Here is a 22,979-nt window from a genome sequence, read left to right on the forward strand (position 1 = left end):
GTCCGGATCAAAACGCCGGAGGTATGAATACGAGCCCACCTCTATCCCAATTGTATCCAGGTCAAGGGCCACATTCGTCACCTCCTACACAATCCGAGGTACCGATTCCCATTGTACTATTTTTCACCAGGAAGCCTGCGGTTAGTATAAAAGGAGTAGGGTGGCCACTCCTTTTCTTTATTTTTTACGGTAAAGAGCTACAAGGTGGTCGAGTAGAGGCATGCCTCACGGCATGCCTCTACTCGACCAAGGCAAGATTTGATGGGTAGTATACCGCTACTCCTTCCTCCTTCGCACTCAATCTTTCTCCCGTTTCCGCTTGCTCGCGTTCAAAATGGTCACCCCGACCACTTCGCCGCCCCGGTAACGTATCACGGTGTCGTCCCCGACGAACTCGCTGTCGTCGGCGGCGACCGGCTGTTCGGTGAAGTGCACGTACAGGACGTCGCCCTCCGGGTCATAGGACACCCGGAGGAGGGGGAGTCCGGAGCCCACGACCACCTGCGAAACCGCCTCGGCCAACTTGATGTAACTCATTGCTTCGGCCATACGACCACCCTCTTTTCCAACTGCCCGACCCTTCGGGTCAGGAACGCCGTTATTATGAAGCCGTCATCAGGGCTTGTTTCCCTGTACACCGCCACCAGGAACTTGCCGGGCGTTACTTCCCGGACAGCCAACAGCTCACCGCGGCTCCCTGCCAAAACTTTGAGGGGCCTCTCGACGGTAAGGAGCACTTCCTGTCGCAGGTCTTCGAGCTCTGGATGTTCCTCGACTATATGCTGCCACCGCTCCTCCGGCAGTCTGATCCAGATACCGGAAACAGCGTGTGCCCCCGTCTTCTGCCTGGTCACTGTTTCTTCCGACTCCTGTTCTGACTAGTTTCAGTCTACCAGAAACCGGTCACCCCAGCAATACCGAGACGATTTCAACCGGACGTGGTGGGGTTATATTAGAATTTGACTTGCCCTCTAGTCCGATTTATTGGGGCGTACCGAAGGGTTCCCAGCCGTTAGACCCGCCTGAATAGTCTGCAAAACCTGGAAGGATTTCCCCCTTCTTTGTTGAAAGATAACCTAAATAAAACAACCCTTTTCCCAATATATAACGGAAAATCCGGCCGTGCTTTTCAATTTTGCTGCCCTTATGGTACAAATGAACAATATAGAGGAAGCCCGGCGCCGGCTGGAAAAGATCGACAGAGAAGGGCTGTCTGAAGAATTCCTGGAGAAGCTAGAGTTCCTGGAAGAGCAAATAGAAGAACGGGAGTTACTGCTAAACCTCCCCCGCCATTTGGTAGAGCTGTATGAAGAGGAAGAGCGCAGGAAGATAGAAGAAAAATCCCTTCCCGTTAATCCCACCCTTTCCCGCGGGCTGAAAAACATGCCCGCCAACTGGCTGGATGCCGCCTGCCTGAGCTACGGCCTTCAACCTGCGCGCCTGCGCCGCGAGCGGGAAAAGCAGCTCATAGACTTTCTTACCCGCCGCGAAAATTTGGAAAGAGTAGTGCAAGAGTTGGAGGGAGAAGACCGGGAGCTCTTGATATACCTGCTGCACAAAGGAGGGTGGAGCAGACTTAATGCCGTCACCCGCAAATTCGGCTCCCTGGAAGGCGACGGCTTCTACTGGGAGGAGGAAGACCCCGAATCCCCCCTGGGCTTTCTCTGGTCCAGGGCTTTGGTCATGGTGGGCAAAGCGGTCATAGAGGGCAGGCGCACCAAAATCGCTACCATTCCTATAGAGCTGCGCCAGCCCTTAAAGGAAATATTGGGTCCTGCAACCCAAAAGCAAACCGCGAAACTAAGAAGGAATCGCGCCTCTTTTGGCGAACAGTAGCACTTGGGCTGCCATAAGGGAGAGCTGGGCGCGCCGTGCCCGGGACAGGCGGCAGGCCGAGGGGGAAAGACGAAACCTCGCTCTGAATAGGGCACAGGCAGTAGCCAGGTATTTGAAGGAACGTTACAGGGTGAAAAACGTCTATCTCTTTGGTTCCCTAGTTTGGGGAAAGCACTTTTCATCCCGCTCTGATATAGATCTGCTGGTTGAAGGCTTTCCTTCCCGGGCCAATTACTGGCGAGCCGTGGCGGAAGCAGAGGAAATCGCCGCGCCTTTTCCTGTAAGCTTGGTTCTGATGGAGGGAGCAGTGTCTTCATTGGTGGAGCGAGTAACTAAGGAAGGTATACGCCTATGACGCGAAAAGAGATACTTCTTCTTATTGCCTGTCTAGAGGAGGAATTTGCCAACATAGCAAGTCTGGTGCAAGAACTCCAAGGTAAGGGCTATTGGCCACGAACAGGCAACACCAAGGTAAGTGGCGAGCCAGACTTTAGCGTGAATGATAGCCTTGGAACAAAAATAATACTTGAATAAGACGTATCTGTACTCTAGGATAATGAACAGGGAGGTGTGCGCCTGGTTCAGGAAAAACCGAGTTTTCCTCTGGTCAACCGGGTTTTATGGACCAGGTCCAAGACACCATGAACAAAGGGGAAGGGGCAAGGACCAATATAGTTAGAGTAGATATAAGTGTATCGGTTCTCCGCTGGGCACTCGTGCGTTCGGGTAGGTTCCTAGAAGCCCGGCGAAAATTTCCTAAGCTTACAGAGTGGCTGAGGGGCAAAAGCAGGCCGACTTTGCGGCAGGTGGAAGAGCTAGCGAAAACAACTTTTACTCCGTTGGGTTACTTTTTTCTTCCTGCCCCACCAGAAGAGGATTTGCCTATACCATACTTTCGCACGCTCAGTAACCGACCCATGTATCGGTTAAGCCTTGAACTTGTCGAGACGGTCCAGACGATGATGCAGCGCCAGGCATGGATGCGCGAATATCTCATTGAGGAAGGACAGGAGCCCTTACCTTTTGTTGGTTCGGCAAGGCTAGGAGATGATCCCCGTCAAGTGGCTCTAGAGATAAGAAATACACTGGGGCTTAAAGAACGATGGGCGGCGGACCAACCCACCTGGACTGCGGCACTTAGAGAGTTACAAAACAGAGCGGAAATTGCTGGCATTCTGGTGGTTGCCAATAGCATCGTCGGAAATAACACGCACCGCAAGCTTAACCCAGCGGAGTTCCGTGGCTTCGTTTTGGTAGATGAATATGCCCCACTAGTGTTCTTAAACAGTGCTGATGGTAAGGCAGCCCAAATGTTCACTTTAGCCCATGAGTTGTCGCACGTGTGGTACGGCGCGAGTGCTGCTTTTGACTTAAACGAGCTTCAACCCGCTGATGACGAAGTTGAAAGGGCTTGCAATAAAGTAGCCGCGGAGTTTTTGGTTCCGGAGGAGGAACTGCGTCAAATATGGCCTTCCGTTCGCCAGGAGCAGGAGCCCTTTAATGCGCTCGCCCGCCGGTTCAAGGTGAGCGAGTTGGTCGCAGCTCGCAGGGCCCTAGACCTTGGGTTTATTCCAAAGAGCAAGTTTCTTGACTTCTATCGGGATTACCTGGCAAAAGAGCGCCTTGCTGCTCGAGACAGCGAAGGTGGAGACTTCTACGCGACTCAAAACTTGCGTATTGGCCGGCGTTTTGCAGAGGCCGTAGTGTGTGCCGTTAGAGAGGGTAAGCTTCTCTATAGTGAAGCCTACGAGCTTACGGGACTTTACGGAAAGACGTTTGAGAAGTATGCAGAGTTACTGGGCTTCTAATAGGAGGATGCCATGAGCAGTGAATCTGTATACGTGCTGGATACCAATGTGTTTTTGGAAGCAGCGAATCGTTACTATGCTTTCGACATTGCTCCTGTCTTCTGGGAGGCTTTAGTTGAGCAGGCACGTAACGGACGAGTGTTGACTATTGATCGTGTAAGAAAGGAAATAGAGCAGAAGGATGACAAAGTTAGGGACTGGATAAAAAACACCTTTTACTCGTGGTGTAAACCAACAAATGAGGGGGGAGTTATTCAAGCTTACCGGGATATTATAACGTGGGTATTAAACCAGAATCAATTTTTCGCTAAAGCCAAGGCAGATTTTGCCCGTGGAGCAGATGGTTGGGTGATTGCCTACGCGAAGGCAAAAGGATATATAGTAGTCACTCAGGAAACCTTTCACTCTGATATTAAGAGAAAAGTTCCTATTCCCAATGTGTGTAAAGTGTTTGGAGTTGCATATGTGGACACATTCACCATGCTGCGCAATTTAGACGTGAAATTCCTTTAATCTGAACTCTTCAAGCCTACTACCTTATACTTCCGCGCTACGAATAATCATTGCATCGTGCTTGTTCTCCGCTGAGGTATCGTGAGCGTAGACCAATACAATGGAACCCGCCTTGGAAGAAACCTGGCGCGAGTATTTTGACTGCCAGCCATTATTCGGGGCTTTTTTCGACGATCTCTTATCCTAATCTCTTATCTTAGATGTAGTCTATCCGGCCCGGACTGCTTCTTACCCTTTGGAATTCATGGATTTTCCTATACCCGGGCTTATCAGGTGAAGTAATACTGGTTGGCGCTAACTCCTTCCTTTCTGGCGTTTTCCATAACCATTTTATGAAGACTTTTGGGATCCGCAGAGGAAAACGGCCGCTGTATTCAGCCAGTTCGTCTTTCGGGTTAGAAGGTTCGGGTATAGTTAAACCTTCCTCCAAGCTAGCCTCAATCCAGCATTTCTTAGCATCCTGGGCCATTTTAATGGCCTCTTCAATTGTATCTCCGGTACCAATGCAATTAGGTAAATCAGGAAATTCCACTATATATCCACCGCCGTCTTCTTTAGTAAGGGGTTTTACTACAAACGGATACTCAAGACTGAGGTAGTAAGTCAGACCCTTATTCAAGGCAAATTCCTTCTTTACTCTTCTGCTTCTTCTATTACTCTTAATGTCATTTTTACATACACCGGCCTCAGATATCATATATAACGCCAAACCTGAATACTCCAGTCCGTGCCAAGAGCATACCTCTACTTGACCATTATAGCTTGAAAAGGGATTTGCTCCAACCGGCTACACCTCTTTACACTCAAAGTAAAATACCGTAAACTAAAGAAAAAACAGGAGAAACCCGGGCGTTATTTCCTGGTTGAGACGGCCAAGGTGACCGTGGCGGCCCTGGTGATGGGTGCGGTGGTATGGCGGCTTAACATGGCGGCGGAGTTGCCTCATGAAAGAGTGGAGCAATATGCGGCCAAGTTTCTGGGGGGTGGCCTGGCGAGGTTTGCCGCCTTGGGCCTGCGGATTAGTGCGCTTGGCTGTGCCGGCGCTGTAGTGTACGGCGGCTGCCGGCTCCTTGGAGTTAGGGAGATGTTTTACGTGTGGGGGCTGGTCAGGGAAAGGATGGGGTGTAAGCGGTAGATTATCGGTGGTAAGTTTTAAAGAAGGAGATGCGATGCGGGTGTTGGTGACTAGCGCAGCCGGTTATATCGGCAGCCACACGGTAAGGCAACTGCTGAAGGCGGGGCATGAAGTAATTGTTTACGATAACTTGAGCCGGGGGCACCTCGGATAGGGAGAGGGAGTAAACTTGAGCCGTAAAAAAAGAGGAGAAACAGGTATACCTATAGATTACGACACCGCATATAAAGATATGATAGCGTTTATAACGGCCGTATTTGAGTCTTCTTTGGAGTTGACTGAGGAAGAAGAAAAGGAATTTGAGGAAATGCTGCCTCAGGAATTAACCCCAGAGGAGTTGGAAAAGGTGAGAGAATTTACAACTTCTTGGCATCGTAAGGGCAGTAAGCAAGGCAAACAAGAAATACTGCTAAAGCAGTTAAATAAGCGTTTCGGTTTCCTGTCTCCCGAAGTGGAGGAGAGAATAAAGGGTCTTTCTGGAGAGGAACTCGATCTGGTTGCGGAGAAGGTATTTGAGCTGTCAGACGAGCGCGACTTAAGAAGTTTTCTCAATATGGAAACAATGATGTCGAGCCAGCAGATAGTTTTTCTCGTCGAAGAAGTCCCTGAGGGGGGTTATATAGCACGAGCTCTAGGTCATTCTATATTCGTACAAGGTGAAAACTTAGAGCAAATAAGGGTTGCCGTTCGAGACGCCGTATGCTGTCATCTTGAAAACAAAGATATGCCTCGCACTATCCGTTTGCGCATCGTTAAAGATGAGGTTATGACAGTGTAAAGGCAGCTACATACATAATATGGTTGGGCTTTTTCTTCGGCTTTAGCCATTAGATTATTCACATAGCTGGCACCCGGTTCTTCTTGTAGCCAACATAATACAGCATAAGCGTCAAATACCTTTATCACTCTTGTTCCACCTTGGATAGCGTGTTCTGCCAGGTGTTCTTGTAGCACTTTACTTCCTTTAAGGATGCCTTTCCAGCGACGCCATCCTGGTTCCGTCTTGCCTACTACAGGTTCGAGGACTATTTTGCCTTTAATGGACCCAGAAAACTAGACAGGGAAAATGGGGATCCTAAGCGTCAAATCCAGTGTAGTTCTTTTTTCCATAAATAGGTGTTACACCTGAAAAAGGTAATTAACTAAGGTGATAACTATGATCGAAACCACCATTAATGCCCAAACAGTAGATTATTTGCCGGAAGAAAAGTTGGCCCGGATGTTAAAGAATATGGAGTTCAGCGAAAAATATATGGTGCACGTCTTTAACTTTTTTACTGATGTGCCCCTCCAGGATATAGCCAAATTTATGACTAAGCATAACATCCCAGAGGCTACCTTGCTAAAGTATTACAAAACCTACGTTCAGGAATTTTATCGTAATGTGGAGCTTGAGGAGATGTTAGAATATGTGGGAAGAACTTTTGATGAGGGCGCTTTATATTCTTGAAGGCTCAAACATCCCGGAAGAGGAATGGACCTGGGGCGGGGGTACCGCCCTTGCCTTTTATTTCCGGCACCGGGAAAGTCGGGATATAGACGTATTCCTCACCGATGCCCAATACCTCACTCTTCTTAGCCCTCGATTAAACCGCACTGCTCAAGATATGACGAACGATTACGTAGAAAGCTCAAACTTTCTTAAGCTAAAGTTCCCGGTAGGAGATGTGGATTTCATAATAGCGCCCCACCTTACCGTAAATTATTTCCTGGTAGAGCGGTTCAAAGGGAAAAAAATACGGGTGGAGACGCCGGAAGAAATTGTACTTAAGAAGCTTTTTTACAGGGCCGAGAGCTTAAAGGCGAGGGATATAATAGACGTTGCCGTGGTATACGAAAGAAGGAAAGAGCATCTTCTTAAGTATGCTTCCCTAGTAAGAACAAGGTTAGAGGCTCTAAAGCTTCGGTGGAAGAAAATAGAAAGAATATTTCCTCAAGAGGTCTCTGGCCTCCGAGTTTTAAAACCGGAATTAAAGGATAAAGCACCTATTCTTTTTAAAGACTTTCTAAAGGAGATGCAGCATTAACGTTTTAGCCCAGCTATGCCGGAGATAAAAGGGCCCAAGAAGGCCCTCACATATTACTTGGGGGCTACACACAGTATGTAGACACTGCTATATATGCAGAGGAATGCGCGCTTAAAGCCTTCTCTTTTCTTAAGGTGCTGGAGTTTAAGTTTTACAAGGTGCAACTTAAGAAGCTGCCGTGGAGGAAGTACCTAAAGAGCGACAATCCGGTGGCGGCGGCGCTTCTTAGCAAGATGGACTACAGCCCCCAGGAGAGGCGGCGGTTAAAGGTAGAGTTTACCAGGATGGTAGCCAGGATGCAGCTAGACCCGGCGAAGCTGGGGCTTATAACCGCGATATTTGACACTTACCTGGGTTTAAGCCCGGAAGAGGAGAAGGAAGTGGAGGAGATGTTACATAAGGAATTAAGTCCGGAGGAGGTGAAGAAGGTAATGGAACTCAGGACTTCGTGGCACATAAAGGGGTGGCAAGAAGGGTTGCAGCAAGGGATACAGCAGGGAATACAGCAGGGAATACAGCAAGGGTGGGAGCAAGGCCGGAAAGTGGGCCTGGAGGAGGGCCGGAGGGAAATTTTGCTAAGGCTTTTAAAGAAGCGTTTAGGTTTTGTTTCTCCTGAGGTAGAGGAGAAAATCAAGGCTCTCTCCTTGAAGGAGCTTGACGAGCTGGCGGAGAAGATATTTGAGGTGTCCAGTGAAAGCGACGTGAGAGCTCTGCTCGGCATAGCCCATTAAAATCTAGCCGGGCCCATCCAGAGGCCCATCCCGGTTTCTTCTGGGCATATGTAATCATCTTGCCGCCCGGATGGCCAAGGAAGCCCCCGCTAGGCATATCAAAGATAATCGCCTCCTGACAGCCCCTACCACGCCACCCGCGGCGAAATGCTCATAAGCAAAAACGGAACTGGCGCGATATACCTTTCTGGAGGAAACCCGGCGCGAGGCCTTGACTTAGTCTACAAACTTAGTCTAATATAGATTACAAGGGGGGTGATCCGACTGGCTTTACAAGTAAATATTCACGAAGCCAAGACACATTTTTCTAAACTCCTGGCCTGGGTAAAAGAAGGAGAAGAAGTAATCATCGCTAAAGCAGGAGTGCCTGTAGCCCGCCTAGTCCCGGTGAAGCAAAAGCAGGGAATTAGAGTTCCCGGCAGTGCCAAAGGGAGAATTACGGTGGCACCCGATTTCCATGCGGCTCTTCCTGAGGACATCCTGGAGGCATTTGAACAATGAAGGTTTTGCTTGACACCCATGTGTTTCTGTGGTGGATAACCGACGACCCGAGGCTGACTGAGCGAGCACGAGAAATTATCAGCGATGGTGAAAATACCCTTTTCTTCAGTGCGGCCAGCGGATGGGAAATAGCCATTAAGGCTAAGCTAGGGAAACTTGCCGTGCCAGATGATTTAGAAGGCTTTATCATGGAACAACTGGCCCAGAACGATATTACGCCTCTACCGGTAAGGCTAAGCCATGCTTTGCACGTATATAATCTTCCAGCACATCACCGCGATCCGTTTGATCGGCTATTAGTTGCTCAAGCCCAGGTAGAAAATCTTCCCATATTGACCGGCGATGCAGCGATAATGCAGTATCCGGTACAAATTATATGGTGACAGCATTTTCTAACCCCGCGTCCACTGCTGCCCCCTTGACGTTAGGCTCCCACCGATCCGGCACAAATTATCTGATCCCCGCCCTGTACCAACGGTTAAAAGCCAAACCGCGAAATCCGGGAGGAATCGCCCCTTTTTGGGCGAATAAACTTGCCGGATAAGCAGGATTAGTATTCTTTTTCTCGAAAAGGCTTTATAAAGTAAAACGCCTGGAAAGTAGTTGCTGGCATATCCTTAAAAGAAATGGATCCGCTTTTCCAAAAGTGAAAATCGTGTTGCTTTTGTTTAGCCCGGTGCTATACTGGAACTAGAAAAGTAGGTGAAAGCCATGGAGGAAGTCCGAAAGGAGATTGCCGCTTCGGAAGAAGAACAGTTTCGCCGGGAGGGGCAGATGTTTTTTCTGGGGAGCTGGGTCCAGGGCGATTAACTCAAAGGAGTGTGCTACATCCATGTTACCGCGAGAAATTATGGAAGCACTTTCTAAGCTTTCTTCAGAACGCTTGCAGATGGTGCTTAACTTTCTCCAGGCTTCCTCGGTGAACGAGAGAATTACCCGCCGGTATAACGTGATACTTGAGTGGAATGAACCGGATGAGGAGGACCCTGTGGGGGGTACACAGTATTTGTCCCCTCTCTTCCCCCTGTCATTACTCAAGGCGATACCAAAGAAGAAGCTCGTCGTCGAAAAATAGCCCAGTAGAACATCCCTTTTCCCAATATATAACGAAAGGAAAATGATCTTGAACAACGCAGAACAACTGGTAGAAAGAGGCCACAATTTGCTAAAGAAAGGCGACTTCCAGGGCGCAGCCCAAAGCTTTGCCGCTGCCCTAAAAGAAGTTGAGGCTGTACCCATCCGCAACAATCTGGCCCTGTCTCTTTTTATGGCCGGGAAGCCTGAAGAAGCCCTGGAAACATTGCACCCTGCTTTAATAAACCCAGACGACGAATACAGGCGGGCCAATCCCTTTACCTATGCCTTGGCCTCCCGCATTTGCTGCTCCTTAGGCCGGGAGGTAGAAGCCCGCCGCTGGCTAAATCAGGCCGTGCAGAGCTTCGAAACGGGCCTCTCGGAACTGCTTCACACCTTCAGGAAGGTCCCTCCCACCTTCTGCGAATACACCGCTATCATCATGCGGGCCGCAGCCGACTTAAAGGATGACCGGCAAGTGTTTGAGTTATATCGCCGCTGGGAACCCTACCACCTTTCATGGGAAAACAAATTCCTGGCGGGTGTGGCCTGTTTCAACCTGGGCCGCTACAAACGGGCAGCCAGCCTGTGGTCTTCCATAGCCGAGGTCCATCATCTCTTTGACGCCATGCAGCAGGTGGCTTTCCTGGTGGAGCGGGGCGTCGTCCCGCCCTTTGAAATGAGCTACAAAACTTACGAGATAGAAGAAGTAGAAAAAATGATAAAAGAAGCCGCCACGGATGAAGAGGCGCGCCGGCGCTACTGGCAGGACGGCTACATCCGCATGGCCTTGTTATCCTACATTCTTAAACAAGGGGAAACGCAAGATGCGGGCAGAATAGCCTATTCCCTGGCGGCTTATGCCGGGGAATGGGGTGAAAAACTGGGGCGGAGAATACTGGACTCTTCCGTCTTCGGCCGGGTGGTAAAGATGGGAGTGGCCCAGGGCTTCCTGGAGCGCGGGCTTCTGAAGGAAGGCGAGCCCGTACGCATGAATATAGACGGAGAAGAGCGGCTGGTAGAGATTAGAAAGACCCTCGTAGTGTTGGGGCCGGATGAGAAACTGGATGCCGTAGTGGAAAAGGCTTTTGAACTGCGGGATAAAGGTCAGGTGGACGAGGCCATAAAACTGCTGCAGGACCTCCACGAGCAGGGGACCTTCTATGCTCGGGCCATGATGGCCCTGGCCAATCTCCTGCGCCAAAAGGGAGAGCTCGAAGAGGCTTTAAATATTATGCAAATGCTGGAGGAACTGGCCCCGGAAAATCCAGCCGTACTTTTCAATTTTGCCGCCCTTATGGTACAAATGGACAATATAGAGGAAGCCCGGCGCCGCCTGGACAAGATCGACAGAAAAGGGCTATCTGAAGAATTTCTGGAGAAGCTGGAGTTCCTGGAAGAGCAAATAGAGGAACGGGAGTTACTGCTAAACCTTCCCCGCCATTTGGTAGAGCTGTATGAAGAGGAAGAGCGCAGGAAGATAGAAGAAAAACCCCTTCCCGTTAATCCCACCCTTTCCCGCGGGCTGAAAAACATGCCCGCCAACTGGCTGGACGCCGCCTGCCGGAGCTACGGCCTTGAGCCAGCGCGCGTGCGCCGTGAACGGGAAAAGCAGCTCGTAGACTTTCTCACCCGCCGCGAAAATCTGGAAAGAGTAGTGCAAGAGTTGGAGGGAGAAGACCGGGAACTCCTGGAATACTTGCTGCAGAAAGGCGGCTGGAGCAGACTTAATGCCGTCACCCGCAAATTCGGCTCCCTGGAAGGTGACGGCTTCTACTGGGAGGAGGAAGACCCTGAATCCCCCCTAGGCTTTCTCTGGTCCAGGGCTCTGGTCATGGTGGGCAAAGCGGTCATAGAGGGCAAGCGCACCAAAATCGCTACCATTCCTATCGAGTTGCGCCAGCCCTTGAAAGAAATATTGGGTTTAACTTAAGGCCCGCGCTTAAGATGCGGGCCTTTATAGCGGCTCGGCTACCGCTATCCGCCCGCACTGGGCCTTTGTCGCGGCTCGGGTACCGGTCCGCACTCGCGCCATACCTGCAACCCAAAAGCAAACCGCGAAACCAAAAGGAATCGCGCCTCTTTGGGCGCACAGTTTAAAGGTTGAATCTGGATTCCTTTAATCTGAACTTTTCAAACCTACTACCTTATACTTCCGCGCTACGAATGATCATCGCATCGTGCTTGTTCTCCGCTGAGGTATCGTGAGCGTAGACCATACACTGGCGCTAACTCCTCCCTTAACGCCAAACCTTCATACTCCAGTCCGTCCCAAGAACATACTTCTATTCGACCACTATAGCTTGAAAAGAGATTTGAGCTGAACAATCGTTGTTTTCCCTTTAAATAGGCGTTACAATAAAAAGGTGGTAACCATAATCGCGACCACCATTAACGCTCAAACCCACGGAATATAATTGGAGGAAGACCCATTGGCCCAAAAGGAACTCCACCTCAATTATGATTTGCTCCGGGAAAAGATGGCCGATATTGAAAAATCAGTTGCGTTTTTGCAAGAGATAGCCTCAAAATCGCGAGAGGAATTCCTGGATGACGAAATACTTATTTCCGCAACTAAGTACCAGCTTATAGTGGCCATCGAAGCGGCCCAGGGCATATGTAATCATCTTGCCGCCCGGGTGGCCAAGGAAGCTCCCGCAAGCTATGCCGATTGTTTTTATATTCTTGGAAAAAACAGCATCATTTCCGAGGAGCTGGCCCAGAAAATGGCTTCTGCGGCTAAATTCCGAAACCTCCTGGTACACCAGTACGGGAAAATTAATGATTCTATTGTCTTCGACATATTAAAAAATGCTACTGGTAACCTTCTCCAGTATATAAGTGAAATAAAGTCATTTTTAAAAGCCGTAGAAAAGGAACACCCACATGATAAAAGGTAAGCGTCTGCTGACACCCGCAGAGAAAAGAAAAATTAAAAGGATCTTGAAAAGGGAATTGTCCCACCGGGAGGAAATTGTTTTTGCTTACCTGCACGGCTCTTTCCTCCTGTCGGTACCCTGTGGGGATGTAGATATTGCTGTATATGTGGATGAAAGCGCACTTAATAAGATTAGAGTCTGGGAATACGAGGCGGACTTGAGCGCAGCCCTAGAGCCCCTGGTGGGTATGCCCGTAGATGTGCTGGTGCTGAACCGCGCTCCCGTTGCCCTACGCTACCACGCCACCCGCGGCGAGATGCTGGTGAGCAAGAATGAGTTTGCCAGGTTTACCTTCCTGGAAGAAACCTGGCGCGAGTATTTTGACTGCCAGCCCTTATTCAGGGCTTTTTTCGACGATCTGTTATCTTAGATGCAGGCATCGTGGAGGCTATTTTGCTAGGACATGGATACCAATTATTGTTAGGCATCTTTGAACAGGAAATTGGCCAGTGATACATTGAAAGACAAATTTGACACTTACCTGGGTTTAAGCCCGGAAGAGGAGAAAGAAGTAGAGGAGATGCTACATAAGGAATTAAGTCCGGAGGAGGTGAAGAAGGTAATGGAACTCAGGACTTCGTGGCACATAAAGGGATGGCAGGAGGGGCTGCAGCAGGGAATACAACAGGGAATACAACAGGGAATACAACAAGGAATACAACAAGGAATACAGCAGGGAATACAGCGAGGCTTAGAGCAAGGGCGTAAAGTGGGCCTGGAGGAGGGCCGGAGGGAAAAGGCACAAGATTTGGTAATAAGGCTTTTAAAGAAGCGTTTAGGTTTTGTCTCTCCTGAGGTAGAGGAGAGAATCAAGTCTCTCTCCTTAAAGGAGCTTGACGAGCTGGCGGAGAAGATATTTGAGGTGTCCAGTGAAAGCGACATAAAAGCTCTGCTCGGCATAGCCCATTAAAATCTAACCGGGGGCGTCCAGAGCCATATGTGGGAAGAACTTTTGATGAGGGCCGTTATCATCTACTGGAGTAGGCTTCCCTGCTGAGTACAAGGCTAGAGCTACTGGCGTATTTCCGCAAGAGGTCGCCGGATAACGGGACGGGTGCCTAGCGGGGCGGAAAGCTCAAAGTAAAGTAGCGGAAACGCTAAAGGAGGTTTTCCAATGGCTATAAGTAAAAAGACATTGGGAGAATTGTTAAGACTTATTGATCAGCTTACAGAGCAAGAGCAGCTCGAGCTTATTGCTCAGCTTTCTGCACGTCTAGCCCAAAAGGGGAGATGCCAAGCACAGCCTTTGACCTGGATGCAGATGATGGGTTTGGGAGCAGAAATATGGAAAGAAATTGACGCCCAGGAATATGTAAGCCGGGAGAGAGCAAGTTGGGACAATTAGAACAGCAAATTTCCCGGTATTCACTGGTGGGCCTAGACACAGCGATTTTTATTTATCATTTTGAGAAGAACGAACGTTACTTAGAACTAACAAAGAATATCTTTAGTCGCTTGGATGAGGATGAAAGTTTTGCGGCAGTCACTTCAATTATTACGCTGCTAGAAATATGCGTAAAACCTATAAAAGATGGCCGGGGCGATCTTGTCGATCTATACGCTCAAAAGCTGCTCAAGGATGAGAAGTTAACAACCTGGGTTGTGGATGAAAGTATAGCTAAAAAAGCTGCCGAATTAAGGGGCAAATATGGGATAAAGACGCCAGATGCGATCCAGATAGCGACGGCAATTATCGCTGGAGCCAAGGCATTGGTTACGAACGACGCAAGTCTAAAGAAAGTCAGGGAAATAGAGATTCTTGTCTTGAATGAATTGTTATAATGAACCCTTAGCATTACCGAGAGGCGAGGAGGACGAGTGCTGAGAAATACTACTCCACCACTAACGAGGAAAGTAGTTTCGCCCTCTTATCAAAGTAGATATACTGGCCCGTGTTAAAATAAAAGGAGAAGAGGGCTATGTGCTTATCCACGTAGAGCCCCAGGCTTACAGAGAAGCCGACTTTGCCCGGCGGATGTTTATATACTTTAGCCGGCTATACGAAAAGCACCAAAAGAAAATATTGCCCATAGCCGTCTTCTCCTACGACAGATAAGGCCGAAGAACCGGACCAACACGAAGTAGCCTTTTCCTTTCTTAAGGTGCTGGAGTTCAAGTTTTACAAAGTACAACTTAAGAAACTCTCCTGGAGGAATTACCTAAAGAGCGACATAAAAGCTCTGCTCGGTATAGCCCATTAAAATCTAGACGGGGCATCCCGAGGCCCCTACCGATTTCTCCTGGGCATACGTAATCATCTTGCCGCCTGAGTAGCCAAGTGGAAAAGGCTTGCAAGGCGACGGCTTCTACTGGGAAGAGGTCGAATTGCGCCAGCCCTTGAAGGAATTATTGGCTTTAACTTAAGGTCCGCGCATAAATGCGGGCCTTTATTGCGGTCCGACCACCGCTACCCGCCCACGCCGGGCCTTGCAAAATAAAACCAAACCACGAAACCTAGGAGGAATCGCTCCTTTTTTGGCGAATATAGTAAAGGTTGAATCTGGAATAGCAGGAACGGGAAAGGAAAGGAGCACTGGGGCAAAGAAAGCGAAAGTAAAAGATATATAGAATAAGGAAGAAGAGCAGGAGAACAAGAGAGAAACAAAAATATAAAAGATCAGAGAAAATTATATGGCACTCAAAATGTCAAATATAGGCAACACAACCAACTGTTATACAATGAAATCCACACTCTCTTCCAGCATCAAAGGTAAACACCCTATTCTACCTAAGGAGACCTCGCACATGAAAGGATTGATCCTCTCCGGCGGTAAGGGGACCCGGCTCAGGCCCCTGACCTACACTACCACCAAGCAGCTCATCCCCGTGGCCAACCGGCCCATCATCTTCTTCGTCCTAGAGCAGGTGGTGGGCGCCGGCATCCAAGACATAGGCATAATCATTTCCCCCGAGACGGGGGAAAGTGTTAGGCAGGCCGTGGGGGATGGCGGCGCCTTTGGCGCCCGGGTTACCTACATACTCCAGGATAAACCTTTAGGCCTGGCCCACGCCGTAAAGACAGCGCGCGATTTCCTGAAAGACGAACCTTTCCTCATGTTTTTGGGGGACAACCTCATCCAGGATAGCGTGAAGGGCCTGGTGGAGGAATTTAACTCCTCCCGGCCGGAGGCCCTCATTCTTTTAAAAGAAGTGCCCGACCCCCGCGCCTTCGGCGTGGCTGTGCTGGACGGGCAGGACCAGGTAATAAAGCTTATCGAAAAGCCCAAAGAGCCCCCCAGCAACCTGGCCCTGGTGGGCGTCTATCTTTTTAGCCCCGAAATCCATAAAGCTATCGAGCGCATCCACCCCTCCTGGCGGGGTGAGCTGGAGATAACCGATGCCATCCAGGAGCTATTAAACATGGGTGGGCAAGTACTGGCCCGGAAGGTCAAGGGCTGGTGGCTGGACACCGGGAAGAAAGATGACATCCTGGAGGCCAACCGGGCTGTTCTGGACGCTTACGCCCAGGCCAAGAACGAGGGAGAAATAGATGAAGAAAGCCAGGTGGTAGGTCGGGTAGAGATAGCCAAAGGCGCAAAACTGATAAACACGGTCATCCGCGGCCCGGCGGTGATAGGCGAAGGCGCCTATCTAGAAGACTGCTTCGTTGGTCCTTTCACCGCCATAGGCCAGGGAAGCCGCTTGATTAGGGTGAGCATAGAGCATTCGGTGGTCCTTGAGGGTTGCTGTCTAATGGATATACCCCGGATAGAGGACAGCCTTCTGGGCCGCAACGCCAAGGTCCAGAAATCTCCCGGCAACCGCCAGGCCTTGCGCCTCTTCCTGGGGGATGATTCCGAAATCGCCGTCTAAACAAAAACAAAGAAGGGATTAAGATAAAATGCAGCTTATAGAAGATGTCAAGGTAAGAAAGCTAAGGCTCATACCCGATGCCCGCGGGTTTCTCATGGAGATGTTAAGATCCGACTGGGAAGAGTTTATGAAATTTGGCCAGGCCTACATAACCGCCTGCTACCCGGGGGTTGTAAAAGCCTGGCATTACCACAAAATCCAGTGGGACCACTTTGTATGCGTAGGCGGGATGGCCAGGGTAGTCCTTTATGATAACCGGGAGGGGAGCCCTACCCGGGGGCTGATAAACGAGTTCCATATAGGCTATTTAAACCCGGTCTTGCTTAAAATTCCGCCCCTGGTGTACCACGGCTTCACTGCCGAGGGGCCGGAGACGGCTTTAATAGTTAATTTCCCTACTGAACTCTATAACTATGAACAGCCCGATGAATACCGCTTGCCCTATAACGACCCCTCCATCCCCTATTCCTGGGAAGTAAAGCACGGGTAAAAAGCTTAGGATGTGAACGGCCCGACGCCGGGATAATCCTTGCGGGTAAAGCACGGGTAAAGGGGGATGGAGAGGAGTGCGGATACTGGTTACCGGCGCCGGGGGTATGCTGGGGCGGGACGTGGTGGAGGAGCTAAAAAGCCGGGGCTATGAGGTGATGCCTTTAACCCGGGCGGAGCTGGATATCACGGACAGACAAAGGGTAAAAGAAGGCTTATTCCAGTATAGGCCCCAGGCAGTCATAAACTGCGCCGCCTATACCAAAGTAGACCAGGCGGAAGAAGAATACCAGAAGGCCTTAGAAGTAAACGCCTTAGGTGTACGGAATCTCGCCCTGGCCTGCCGGGAGGCGGATGCCGTCCTGCTACACATAAGCACGGATTACGTGTTCGACGGCAGCAGCTTTAACCCCTGGGGCATATATGACCGGAGAAACCCCATAAATGCCTACGGCCGGAGTAAATACCTGGGCGAGCGATTCCTGGAAACCATAGCCCCTAAATACTTTCTGGTGCGCACCTCCTGGCTCTTCGGTGAACACGGCCCCAACTTTGTGGACACCATCCTAAAACTCGCCCGGGAAAGGGAGTGCCTTACAGTAGTGGGTGACCAGTGGGGCTGCCCCACTTACACGCGGGACTTATCCCGCGCCCTAGCTGACCTTCTGACAAGCGGGTGCTACGGCGTGTATCACATCACCAACCGGGGAGCCACCACCTGGTACCACTTCGCCCGGGAGATCCTGGCCGTGGCCGGCGTAAATACTCCTGTAAAGCCTATCACCTCGGCCGAATTCCCGCGTCCGGCCAGGCGGCCGTCGTACTCCGTACTGGATCCTTTCCCTTTAAAAGAAACCATCGGGTATCTTTTGCCTCCCTGGCAGGACGCTTTGAGGCGCTATCTTGAGAAAAGGAGCTAAAGGCTAAAAATGAAACTTCTCGTTACCGGTGGCGCCGGCTTCATAGGTTCTAACCTTATACGGCACCTCTTAAAGGAGCACGCGGACTGGTACATAGTAAACTTAGACAAGCTCACTTACGCCGGCAACCTGGAAAACCTTAAAAGTGTGGAAAATAACCCCCGCTACCGTTTCGTGCGCGGGGACATAGCCGACCGGGAGCTGGTGGATAGGCTCTTTAAAGAAGAAAAATTCGACGCCGTGGCGAATCTCGCCGCCGAATCTCACGTGGACCGGAGCATCCTGGACCCCTCACCCTTTATCGAGACCAATATAAAGGGCACCCAGGTGCTCCTGGAGGCTGCTCGGCAGCACGGGGTAAAAATCTTCCTCCAGGTATCTACCGATGAGGTCTACGGCTCCCTAGAGCCGGGAGACCCTCCCTTTACCGAAGACAGCCCCTTAAAGCCCAATAGCCCCTATTCCGCCAGCAAAGCGGCGGCGGATCTCCTCTGCCGGGCTTACTTTCGTACCTATGGCGTGCCCGTAGTTATAACCCGCTGCTCCAACAACTACGGCCCCTACCAGTTCCCGGAAAAATTCATACCGGTGTGCATCACCAATGCGTTAGAAGGAAAACCCATCCCCCTGTATGGCGATGGCTTAAATATCCGGGACTGGATACACGTAGAAGATCACTGTCGCGCCCTGGAACTGGTACTGCAAAAGGGGAGGCCGGGTGAGGTTTATAACATAGGCGCTAATAACGAGCACACCAACTTGGAGATCGTGAAAACCATTTTAAAGCTCATGGGCAAACCCGAAAGCCTTATCACCTTTGTCAAAGACCGGCCCGGGCATGACAGGCGCTATGCCATTGAGGCCGGTAAAATCAGAAAAGAGTTTGGCTGGCAACCTCTCAAGAGTTTTGAAGAGGGCCTAAAAGAGCTTATATTCTGGTATAAGCAAAACCGAGCCTGGTGGGAGAGGGTAAAAAGCGGGGGGTATCGGCAGTATGCCGAGAAATGGTACAGCAAGCTAGCCGTATTGCATTCTAAATGATGCCTAGCTTGTTTCCCGTAAAAAAGTCACATACGAGAAGGTTATATAGCGTTAAAAAATGGCAATATTAAGCCCAAAAGAAAGTCACCGGTTCTGTAGAAATATTTAGAAAAACAACTAAACAACACCATTATATTTAAGCCTAAAAGAGTCTCTCAAGATCTTACTGCTGGAAGCCATGCTTCCACCTAAATTGCTGAAACCCAACGAAGGGTTTACCAGAGTGGTACGGCTAGCACCCGCGGAGCGCTAGAGATAGATGCTGGAGCAGGTCTATGTAAGGGTAATATTAGCTAAGGTGGTAATAGGCGAGGTACAGATGAGAAAGCCGATTGAAATACGAGGCAGCATGTTAGCCCGCAACACAATTCTAAACTTCATCGGACAAGCAGTACCTCTGCTTGTCGGCGTGTTGACCATCCCCTTCATCTTACGGAGACTAGGCCCCGAGCGCTTTGGGCTCTTGTCTTTAGCCTGGGTGATTGTGGGTTACTTTGCTGTGTTCGACTTGGGCTTGGGCCGGGCTACCACAAGATTTGTCGCCGAGGCTTTGGGAAAGGGCGAAAAACAAGAAATTCCGCGCCTTTTCTGGACGGCAGTCACGGTTCAGGCGATCTTGGGCGTTGTTGGTGGTCTCATCTTCGCTAGTGTCACTCCGCTTTTGGTGGGGCGTGTCTTAAACATCCCTCCAGAGCTGGTCAGGGAAGCCAGGATAGTATTTTATCTTCTTGCGTTCTCTGTTCCGGTAAGCCTGATTTCTGGATCCTTCTCGGGGGTTCTTGAGGCTGCACAACGGTTTGATCTGGTCAATGCGGTGAAGATCCCCACAAGCTCGTTGACTTATCTTCTTACCTTGGTTGGGGTGTTTTGGGGATTTAGCCTCCCGGGGATTGTAGCTTTAATTATATTAGCCAGGATTGGGGCCTTGTCTATGTTTGTAGCACTAAACTTTCGTCTGATTCCTGAGCTGAAGAAATATTCCGTTTCGTTTGGCCTTTTTCCTTGTCTCTTTTCTTTTGGCGGATGGGTGACGGTTTCGAACATTATTGGCCCAATGTTGTTGTATTTAGATCGGTTTTTGATCGGTTCACTTCTCTCGGTGGCTGCCGTTGCCTACTATACAGCGCCTTTCGAATTGATAACTCGGCTTTGGATTATACCATCAAGCTTAGTTATGACCCTATTTCCCGCCTTTAGCACACTGTCGACAACCCGTAAAGAAGATCTACAACGAATTTATGTTAGAACTGTTAAATACCTTCTTCTAGGTACAGGGCCGGTTGTGCTGATTCTTGTGGTATTTGCAGATGATATCCTTCAGCTTTGGCTGGGAACAGATTTCGCTCAACAGAGTACACTTGTATTTCAAATTCTTCTTCTTGGTTCTTTAGTTGGGTTACTTGCTCCTGTGTCGGGCAGTCTTCTTCAAGGTTTAGGGCGGCCTGACATTCTTGCAAAGCTATATCTACTCGAAGTTCCATTAAATTTGGCACTGGTATGGTCTTTAGTAGAATATTTGGGAGTTGTTGGTGCTGCTTTGTCTTTCGCTTTACGAGCATTGATTGAGACAGGTGTAGTTTTCATGCTATCGATAAGGTTGATACATTTATCTTATACTTGTATTGTAGAAAATGGCTTATGGCGTAGCATGGTTATTCTGCTAGGTGTTAGCGGATTATTGTGGGTGACATCGCTTTCGGAGTCACTTCTTTTCAGGGTTGGAATCATAAGTATTCTAGTTTTGGTATTCGCTATCATTATCTGGTACTATGTGCTAGATGAAGCGGATAAAAAGCTTATTGTATCAGTAGTTTCCAGACTTCAATCTCCTAAAGAAGCCCGGTAGAAATATGTGGAAAACCAAATTCTTAAAATGGACCTATAGCAATGAACGCTTAAACCTTGTTGATATCAAATTTGTTCGTAGCCTTAAGCGAGTCAGGAGTATTTAATAAAGCGTGGAGCTATAGTGTTTTCTTAGTTGGTATTGGGTTTTTCGTGAAGAAGAGAGAAAATGATGCTGAAGTTCCTGTTGAGGAGAGAGAAGTTAATGACTTATCAAGAAAAGTTAATTGAGAAGTATTACTCAACGCATTACAATAGATTTATGCCCAAGACACAGGAAGGTTGGCAATTTATGATACAAAGAATTAACTTAAATTTTGGGAAATTCTTATATAGTATTTCGCGGAATAGCCCTATACTTGATATACCTTGTGGTGTAGGATACTTAGAATACTATCTATTAAAAAAGGGGTTTACTAATATCCATGCGGTTGATCTTTCTCCTGAACAAATCAGGGTGGCTAAAAACAAGCTACATGAATTTAAATGTGATTTTGAAGGAAAAGTTGAATTTTATATTGCAGATGTATTTAATTACTTAAAAGATAAAGGTACTTATTATACTGTAATAGGAATGATTGATTTTCTTGATCACCTTAAAAAGGATAAAATCTTGGAGGTATTAGACTTGTCCTATAATGCTTTACAATCGAGGGGTTTTCTATTACTAAGAGTAACTAATGCAGATAACCCTATGTGGGGGCGCTATTTTTATCGTGATTTTACTCATGAGACACTTTTCACTATAGATAGTTTAAATCAGTGTTTGCTAGCAGTAGGGTTTGAGGTGATCGTAATAAACTATGAAGTGCTTCCTCAAATAAATAAAAATTTAATCTCAAAGATAAAGAAAACGATCCGATGGGGAGGGCATTGGATTTTGGGAAAATTTCTCGGTATTTCACCAAGAGCCTTTACAGAAGATCTAATAGCGGTGGCGAGAAAGCCATGAAGATAGCGGTCTTCCACAACCTACCATCCGGGGGGGCTAAAAGGGCTTTGTATGGTTTTGTGAAATATTTAATTAGAGAAGGATGTAATGTAGATATTTTTGTTCCTTCTACTGCTGATGAAAAGTTCTTGCCGCTTAAGCAATTTACTAACAATATTACGATTTTACCTCTTCATAAAACATTTATAGGATCTATAAAATCGACAATATATTACATTTTGCCGCTTCGCATTTCGCTTTCTGACCTTGAAGAAGTACAAAAAAAACTTGCTATTATTATTAATCATGGTGAACATGATTTGGTTTTTGTTGAACAGGATCAGTTTACTATGTCGCCATTTATCCTTAAATATCTTAATAAACCACATGTTTATTATTGTCAACAGCCCTACAGGTTAAATGAGGAAGTTGTATTACAACAAGTATTAAAAAACACTTATACTGGAAATATCTATACCGACGTATGGAAGAAGATTTGGAGAAGATATATCACATCTAGGTTACATCGTATCGATAAAGAAAATGCCTCCTTTGCTAAAGTGATTCTTACTAATTCCTATTTTTCAAGAGAGTCAATTCTTAAAGCTTACGGAAAGAACTCGTTTGTCTCTTATTTAGGAGTGGATACGGAAGTTTTTCGCCCTCTTAATATGGAACGTAAACCATATGTACTATCAGTAGGTTCCATTACACCAGCGAAAGGCTTTGATTTTATTATAAAAGCTCTTAGTAAAATTGAAGAAAAGATACGACCAAGTTTATTAATCGTTGGGAATTTAGTTTGGCAACCCTGGAGAACGTATCTTGAAAAACTCGCAGCGCAGAAAGGGGTTAAGCTAGAGATAAAGTGTCTTATTAACGATTTGGAATTAGTACAATTGTATAATCAAGCCAAATTAGGTGTATATGCCCCGTATCTTGAACCCTTTGGTCTTGTACCTCTAGAGGCTATGGCCTGTGGGACACCTGTAGTTGCGGTAAAAGAGGGAGGAGTGAGAGAAAGTGTCGTTCATAATGAAAGTGGTTTACTTACAGAACGTGATGAACAAGAATTTGCTGAAGCCATTATCCAACTTCTCGTGGATAAAAATAAGTATCAATACATAGCAGAAAGAGCTATTGAGATAACCCGAAATTTATGGACCCTGCAACATGCGGTACAAAGATTGTTCCAACATTTAAAACGTGTAAGTATTAGTAATAGTTTTAATAACGATTGCCTTAAAGCCCCAACTTGAGGCATTTTTACGCCTAGGGAACCATCGCTTGGGTATGGAAGGTTAAGGTGGACCCCTTTGTCAAGACACGAATTTAAAAATTTTAAGCGTGGAAAGATAAACCTAATTTGGTTAATA

At 48.2% G+C, this 22,979-nt stretch carries 30 protein-coding genes and 1 pseudogene; 28 read left to right on the top strand and 3 right to left on the bottom strand.

Annotated elements, in window-relative coordinates; genetic code table 11:
- Positions 1-297: 297 nt before the first annotated feature.
- Together AC1BI1_RS13745 and AC1BI1_RS13750 are read right to left on the bottom strand one after the other, a co-directional pair.
- The gene (locus AC1BI1_RS13745) at positions 298-549 is read right to left on the bottom strand and encodes a DUF2283 domain-containing protein (RefSeq protein ID WP_476717877.1); all 252 of its coding nucleotides are present in this window, start codon (positions 547-549) and stop codon (positions 298-300) included.
- Positions 534-854: a hypothetical protein gene (locus tag AC1BI1_RS13750; protein ID WP_476717878.1), complete on the bottom strand. Its 321-nt coding sequence runs from the start codon at positions 852-854 to the stop codon at positions 534-536. Before AC1BI1_RS13750 ends, AC1BI1_RS13745 begins: the two co-directional genes overlap by 16 nt.
- A gap of 268 nt (positions 855-1,122) precedes the next feature.
- Between AC1BI1_RS13750 and AC1BI1_RS13755 the strand changes: the two genes are divergently transcribed.
- From AC1BI1_RS13755 to AC1BI1_RS13775, 5 genes are all read left to right on the top strand, one after another.
- Complete coding sequence (locus tag AC1BI1_RS13755) at positions 1,123-1,836, top strand: hypothetical protein (protein WP_476717879.1); 714 nt, start codon at positions 1,123-1,125, stop codon at positions 1,834-1,836.
- Positions 1,823-2,191 carry a nucleotidyltransferase family protein gene (locus AC1BI1_RS13760; RefSeq protein WP_476717880.1) on the top strand — a complete coding sequence of 123 codons (369 nt, stop codon included), beginning with the start codon at positions 1,823-1,825 and terminating at the stop codon, positions 2,189-2,191. The genes AC1BI1_RS13755 and AC1BI1_RS13760 overlap by 14 nt, the downstream gene beginning before the upstream one ends.
- Complete coding sequence (locus tag AC1BI1_RS13765) at positions 2,188-2,370, top strand: hypothetical protein (protein WP_476717881.1); 183 nt, start codon at positions 2,188-2,190, stop codon at positions 2,368-2,370. Before AC1BI1_RS13760 ends, AC1BI1_RS13765 begins: the two co-directional genes overlap by 4 nt.
- 107 nt (positions 2,371-2,477) lie before the next feature.
- Entirely contained in the window at positions 2,478-3,644 is a 1,167-nt protein-coding gene (locus AC1BI1_RS13770) for an ImmA/IrrE family metallo-endopeptidase (protein WP_476717882.1), read from the top strand.
- 12 nt (positions 3,645-3,656) lie between these two features.
- Positions 3,657-4,157 carry a DUF4411 family protein gene (locus tag AC1BI1_RS13775; protein WP_476717883.1) on the top strand — a complete coding sequence of 167 codons (501 nt, stop codon included), beginning with the start codon at positions 3,657-3,659 and terminating at the stop codon, positions 4,155-4,157.
- Between the two features lie 196 nt (positions 4,158-4,353).
- On the opposite strand, the gene AC1BI1_RS13780 is transcribed toward AC1BI1_RS13775, so the two are convergent.
- Positions 4,354-4,776 carry a type II toxin-antitoxin system HicB family antitoxin gene (locus AC1BI1_RS13780; protein ID WP_476717884.1) on the bottom strand — a complete coding sequence of 141 codons (423 nt, stop codon included), beginning with the start codon at positions 4,774-4,776 and terminating at the stop codon, positions 4,354-4,356.
- 258 nt (positions 4,777-5,034) lie between these two features.
- Between AC1BI1_RS13780 and AC1BI1_RS13785 the strand changes: the two genes are divergently transcribed.
- The 23 genes and pseudogenes from AC1BI1_RS13785 (at position 5,035) to AC1BI1_RS13895 (ending at position 22,862) form a co-directional block, all read left to right on the top strand.
- Positions 5,035-5,292, top strand: coding sequence for a hypothetical protein (locus tag AC1BI1_RS13785; RefSeq protein WP_476717885.1), 258 nt, complete (start codon positions 5,035-5,037; stop codon positions 5,290-5,292).
- A 34-nt stretch (positions 5,293-5,326) separates the two neighbouring features.
- A pseudogene (locus AC1BI1_RS13790) lies at positions 5,327-5,437 on the top strand (NAD-dependent epimerase/dehydratase family protein); the annotation flags it as partial.
- Positions 5,438-5,461: 24 nt separating this feature from the next.
- Positions 5,462-6,070 (top strand): DUF4351 domain-containing protein, encoded by a 609-nt coding sequence (locus AC1BI1_RS13795; protein WP_476717886.1) that lies wholly within the window; start codon positions 5,462-5,464, stop codon positions 6,068-6,070.
- Between the two features lie 378 nt (positions 6,071-6,448).
- Complete coding sequence (locus AC1BI1_RS13800; RefSeq protein WP_476717887.1) at positions 6,449-6,742, top strand: hypothetical protein; 294 nt, start codon at positions 6,449-6,451, stop codon at positions 6,740-6,742.
- Positions 6,702-7,319 carry a nucleotidyl transferase AbiEii/AbiGii toxin family protein gene (locus tag AC1BI1_RS13805; RefSeq protein ID WP_476717888.1) on the top strand — a complete coding sequence of 206 codons (618 nt, stop codon included), beginning with the start codon at positions 6,702-6,704 and terminating at the stop codon, positions 7,317-7,319. Before AC1BI1_RS13800 ends, AC1BI1_RS13805 begins: the two co-directional genes overlap by 41 nt.
- Before the next feature lie 158 nt (positions 7,320-7,477).
- Positions 7,478-8,050, top strand: coding sequence for a DUF4351 domain-containing protein (locus AC1BI1_RS13810; protein ID WP_476717889.1), 573 nt, complete (start codon positions 7,478-7,480; stop codon positions 8,048-8,050).
- A gap of 264 nt (positions 8,051-8,314) precedes the next feature.
- Positions 8,315-8,551, top strand: coding sequence for a type II toxin-antitoxin system Phd/YefM family antitoxin (locus AC1BI1_RS13815; RefSeq protein ID WP_476717906.1), 237 nt, complete (start codon positions 8,315-8,317; stop codon positions 8,549-8,551).
- Positions 8,548-8,934: a type II toxin-antitoxin system VapC family toxin gene (locus tag AC1BI1_RS13820; RefSeq protein WP_476717890.1), complete on the top strand. Its 387-nt coding sequence runs from the start codon at positions 8,548-8,550 to the stop codon at positions 8,932-8,934. The genes AC1BI1_RS13815 and AC1BI1_RS13820 overlap by 4 nt, the downstream gene beginning before the upstream one ends.
- A 449-nt stretch (positions 8,935-9,383) precedes the next feature.
- Positions 9,384-9,626 (top strand): hypothetical protein, encoded by a 243-nt coding sequence (locus AC1BI1_RS13825; RefSeq protein ID WP_476717891.1) that lies wholly within the window; start codon positions 9,384-9,386, stop codon positions 9,624-9,626.
- A gap of 42 nt (positions 9,627-9,668) precedes the next feature.
- A complete protein-coding gene (locus AC1BI1_RS13830) occupies positions 9,669-11,558 on the top strand; it encodes a tetratricopeptide repeat protein (RefSeq protein WP_476717892.1) in 1,890 nt (629 codons plus the stop codon).
- Between the two features lie 499 nt (positions 11,559-12,057).
- Positions 12,058-12,525 (top strand): type VII toxin-antitoxin system HepT family RNase toxin, encoded by a 468-nt coding sequence (gene hepT, locus AC1BI1_RS13835; protein ID WP_476717893.1) that lies wholly within the window; start codon positions 12,058-12,060, stop codon positions 12,523-12,525.
- Complete coding sequence (locus AC1BI1_RS13840; protein WP_476717894.1) at positions 12,512-12,934, top strand: nucleotidyltransferase domain-containing protein; 423 nt, start codon at positions 12,512-12,514, stop codon at positions 12,932-12,934. The genes hepT and AC1BI1_RS13840 overlap by 14 nt, the downstream gene beginning before the upstream one ends.
- Positions 12,935-13,006: 72 nt before the next feature.
- On the top strand, positions 13,007-13,474 hold the full coding sequence (locus AC1BI1_RS13845; RefSeq protein ID WP_476717895.1) for a DUF4351 domain-containing protein: 468 nt from the start codon (positions 13,007-13,009) through the stop codon (positions 13,472-13,474).
- A 204-nt stretch (positions 13,475-13,678) separates the two neighbouring features.
- Entirely contained in the window at positions 13,679-13,909 is a 231-nt protein-coding gene (locus AC1BI1_RS13850; protein ID WP_476717896.1) for a hypothetical protein, read from the top strand.
- Positions 13,897-14,346 (top strand): type II toxin-antitoxin system VapC family toxin, encoded by a 450-nt coding sequence (locus AC1BI1_RS13855; RefSeq protein WP_476717897.1) that lies wholly within the window; start codon positions 13,897-13,899, stop codon positions 14,344-14,346. Before AC1BI1_RS13850 ends, AC1BI1_RS13855 begins: the two co-directional genes overlap by 13 nt.
- A gap of 139 nt (positions 14,347-14,485) precedes the next feature.
- Positions 14,486-14,620 carry a hypothetical protein gene (locus AC1BI1_RS13860; RefSeq protein WP_476717898.1) on the top strand — a complete coding sequence of 45 codons (135 nt, stop codon included), beginning with the start codon at positions 14,486-14,488 and terminating at the stop codon, positions 14,618-14,620.
- 689 nt (positions 14,621-15,309) lie between these two features.
- A complete protein-coding gene (locus AC1BI1_RS13865; protein WP_476717899.1) occupies positions 15,310-16,377 on the top strand; it encodes a glucose-1-phosphate thymidylyltransferase in 1,068 nt (355 codons plus the stop codon).
- A gap of 28 nt (positions 16,378-16,405) precedes the next feature.
- Positions 16,406-16,867, top strand: coding sequence for a dTDP-4-dehydrorhamnose 3,5-epimerase family protein (locus AC1BI1_RS13870; RefSeq protein ID WP_476717900.1), 462 nt, complete (start codon positions 16,406-16,408; stop codon positions 16,865-16,867).
- 76 nt (positions 16,868-16,943) lie between these two features.
- Entirely contained in the window at positions 16,944-17,786 is an 843-nt protein-coding gene (gene rfbD / locus AC1BI1_RS13875) for a dTDP-4-dehydrorhamnose reductase (RefSeq protein WP_476717901.1), read from the top strand.
- 9 nt (positions 17,787-17,795) lie between these two features.
- Positions 17,796-18,827, top strand: a complete 1,032-nt coding sequence (gene rfbB / locus AC1BI1_RS13880) for a dTDP-glucose 4,6-dehydratase (RefSeq protein ID WP_476717902.1) — start codon at positions 17,796-17,798, stop codon at positions 18,825-18,827.
- 259 nt (positions 18,828-19,086) lie between these two features.
- Entirely contained in the window at positions 19,087-20,673 is a 1,587-nt protein-coding gene (locus AC1BI1_RS13885) for an oligosaccharide flippase family protein (RefSeq protein WP_476717903.1), read from the top strand.
- 204 nt (positions 20,674-20,877) lie between these two features.
- Positions 20,878-21,624 (top strand): class I SAM-dependent methyltransferase, encoded by a 747-nt coding sequence (locus tag AC1BI1_RS13890; protein ID WP_476717904.1) that lies wholly within the window; start codon positions 20,878-20,880, stop codon positions 21,622-21,624.
- Positions 21,621-22,862, top strand: coding sequence for a glycosyltransferase family 4 protein (locus AC1BI1_RS13895; protein ID WP_476717905.1), 1,242 nt, complete (start codon positions 21,621-21,623; stop codon positions 22,860-22,862). Before AC1BI1_RS13890 ends, AC1BI1_RS13895 begins: the two co-directional genes overlap by 4 nt.
- Positions 22,863-22,979 lie beyond the last annotated feature (117 nt).

Source organism: Thermanaeromonas sp. DSM 22490, from assembly GCF_056378755.1.

Excerpts from the sequence above, each read along its gene's own strand:
- AC1BI1_RS13890 (WP_476717904.1), top strand. The coding sequence starts at position 20,878 with ATGACTTATCAAGAAAAGTTAATTGAGAAGTATTACTCAACGCATTAC.
- AC1BI1_RS13850 (WP_476717896.1), top strand. The coding sequence starts at position 13,679 with ATGGCTATAAGTAAAAAGACATTGGGAGAATTGTTAAGACTTATTGAT.
- AC1BI1_RS13775 (WP_476717883.1), top strand. The coding sequence starts at position 3,657 with ATGAGCAGTGAATCTGTATACGTGCTGGATACCAATGTGTTTTTGGAA.
- AC1BI1_RS13825 (WP_476717891.1), top strand. The coding sequence starts at position 9,384 with ATGTTACCGCGAGAAATTATGGAAGCACTTTCTAAGCTTTCTTCAGAA.
- AC1BI1_RS13745 (WP_476717877.1), bottom strand. The coding sequence starts at position 549 with ATGGCCGAAGCAATGAGTTACATCAAGTTGGCCGAGGCGGTTTCGCAG.
- AC1BI1_RS13830 (WP_476717892.1), top strand. The coding sequence starts at position 9,669 with ATGATCTTGAACAACGCAGAACAACTGGTAGAAAGAGGCCACAATTTG.
- AC1BI1_RS13770 (WP_476717882.1), top strand. The coding sequence starts at position 2,478 with ATGAACAAAGGGGAAGGGGCAAGGACCAATATAGTTAGAGTAGATATA.
- AC1BI1_RS13765 (WP_476717881.1), top strand. The coding sequence starts at position 2,188 with ATGACGCGAAAAGAGATACTTCTTCTTATTGCCTGTCTAGAGGAGGAA.
- AC1BI1_RS13885 (WP_476717903.1), top strand. The coding sequence starts at position 19,087 with ATGCTGGAGCAGGTCTATGTAAGGGTAATATTAGCTAAGGTGGTAATA.
- rfbB (WP_476717902.1), top strand. The coding sequence starts at position 17,796 with ATGAAACTTCTCGTTACCGGTGGCGCCGGCTTCATAGGTTCTAACCTT.
- AC1BI1_RS13820 (WP_476717890.1), top strand. The coding sequence starts at position 8,548 with ATGAAGGTTTTGCTTGACACCCATGTGTTTCTGTGGTGGATAACCGAC.
- AC1BI1_RS13895 (WP_476717905.1), top strand. The coding sequence starts at position 21,621 with ATGAAGATAGCGGTCTTCCACAACCTACCATCCGGGGGGGCTAAAAGG.
- AC1BI1_RS13800 (WP_476717887.1), top strand. The coding sequence starts at position 6,449 with ATGATCGAAACCACCATTAATGCCCAAACAGTAGATTATTTGCCGGAA.
- AC1BI1_RS13840 (WP_476717894.1), top strand. The coding sequence starts at position 12,512 with ATGATAAAAGGTAAGCGTCTGCTGACACCCGCAGAGAAAAGAAAAATT.
- AC1BI1_RS13805 (WP_476717888.1), top strand. The coding sequence starts at position 6,702 with ATGTGGGAAGAACTTTTGATGAGGGCGCTTTATATTCTTGAAGGCTCA.
- AC1BI1_RS13865 (WP_476717899.1), top strand. The coding sequence starts at position 15,310 with ATGAAAGGATTGATCCTCTCCGGCGGTAAGGGGACCCGGCTCAGGCCC.
- AC1BI1_RS13870 (WP_476717900.1), top strand. The coding sequence starts at position 16,406 with ATGCAGCTTATAGAAGATGTCAAGGTAAGAAAGCTAAGGCTCATACCC.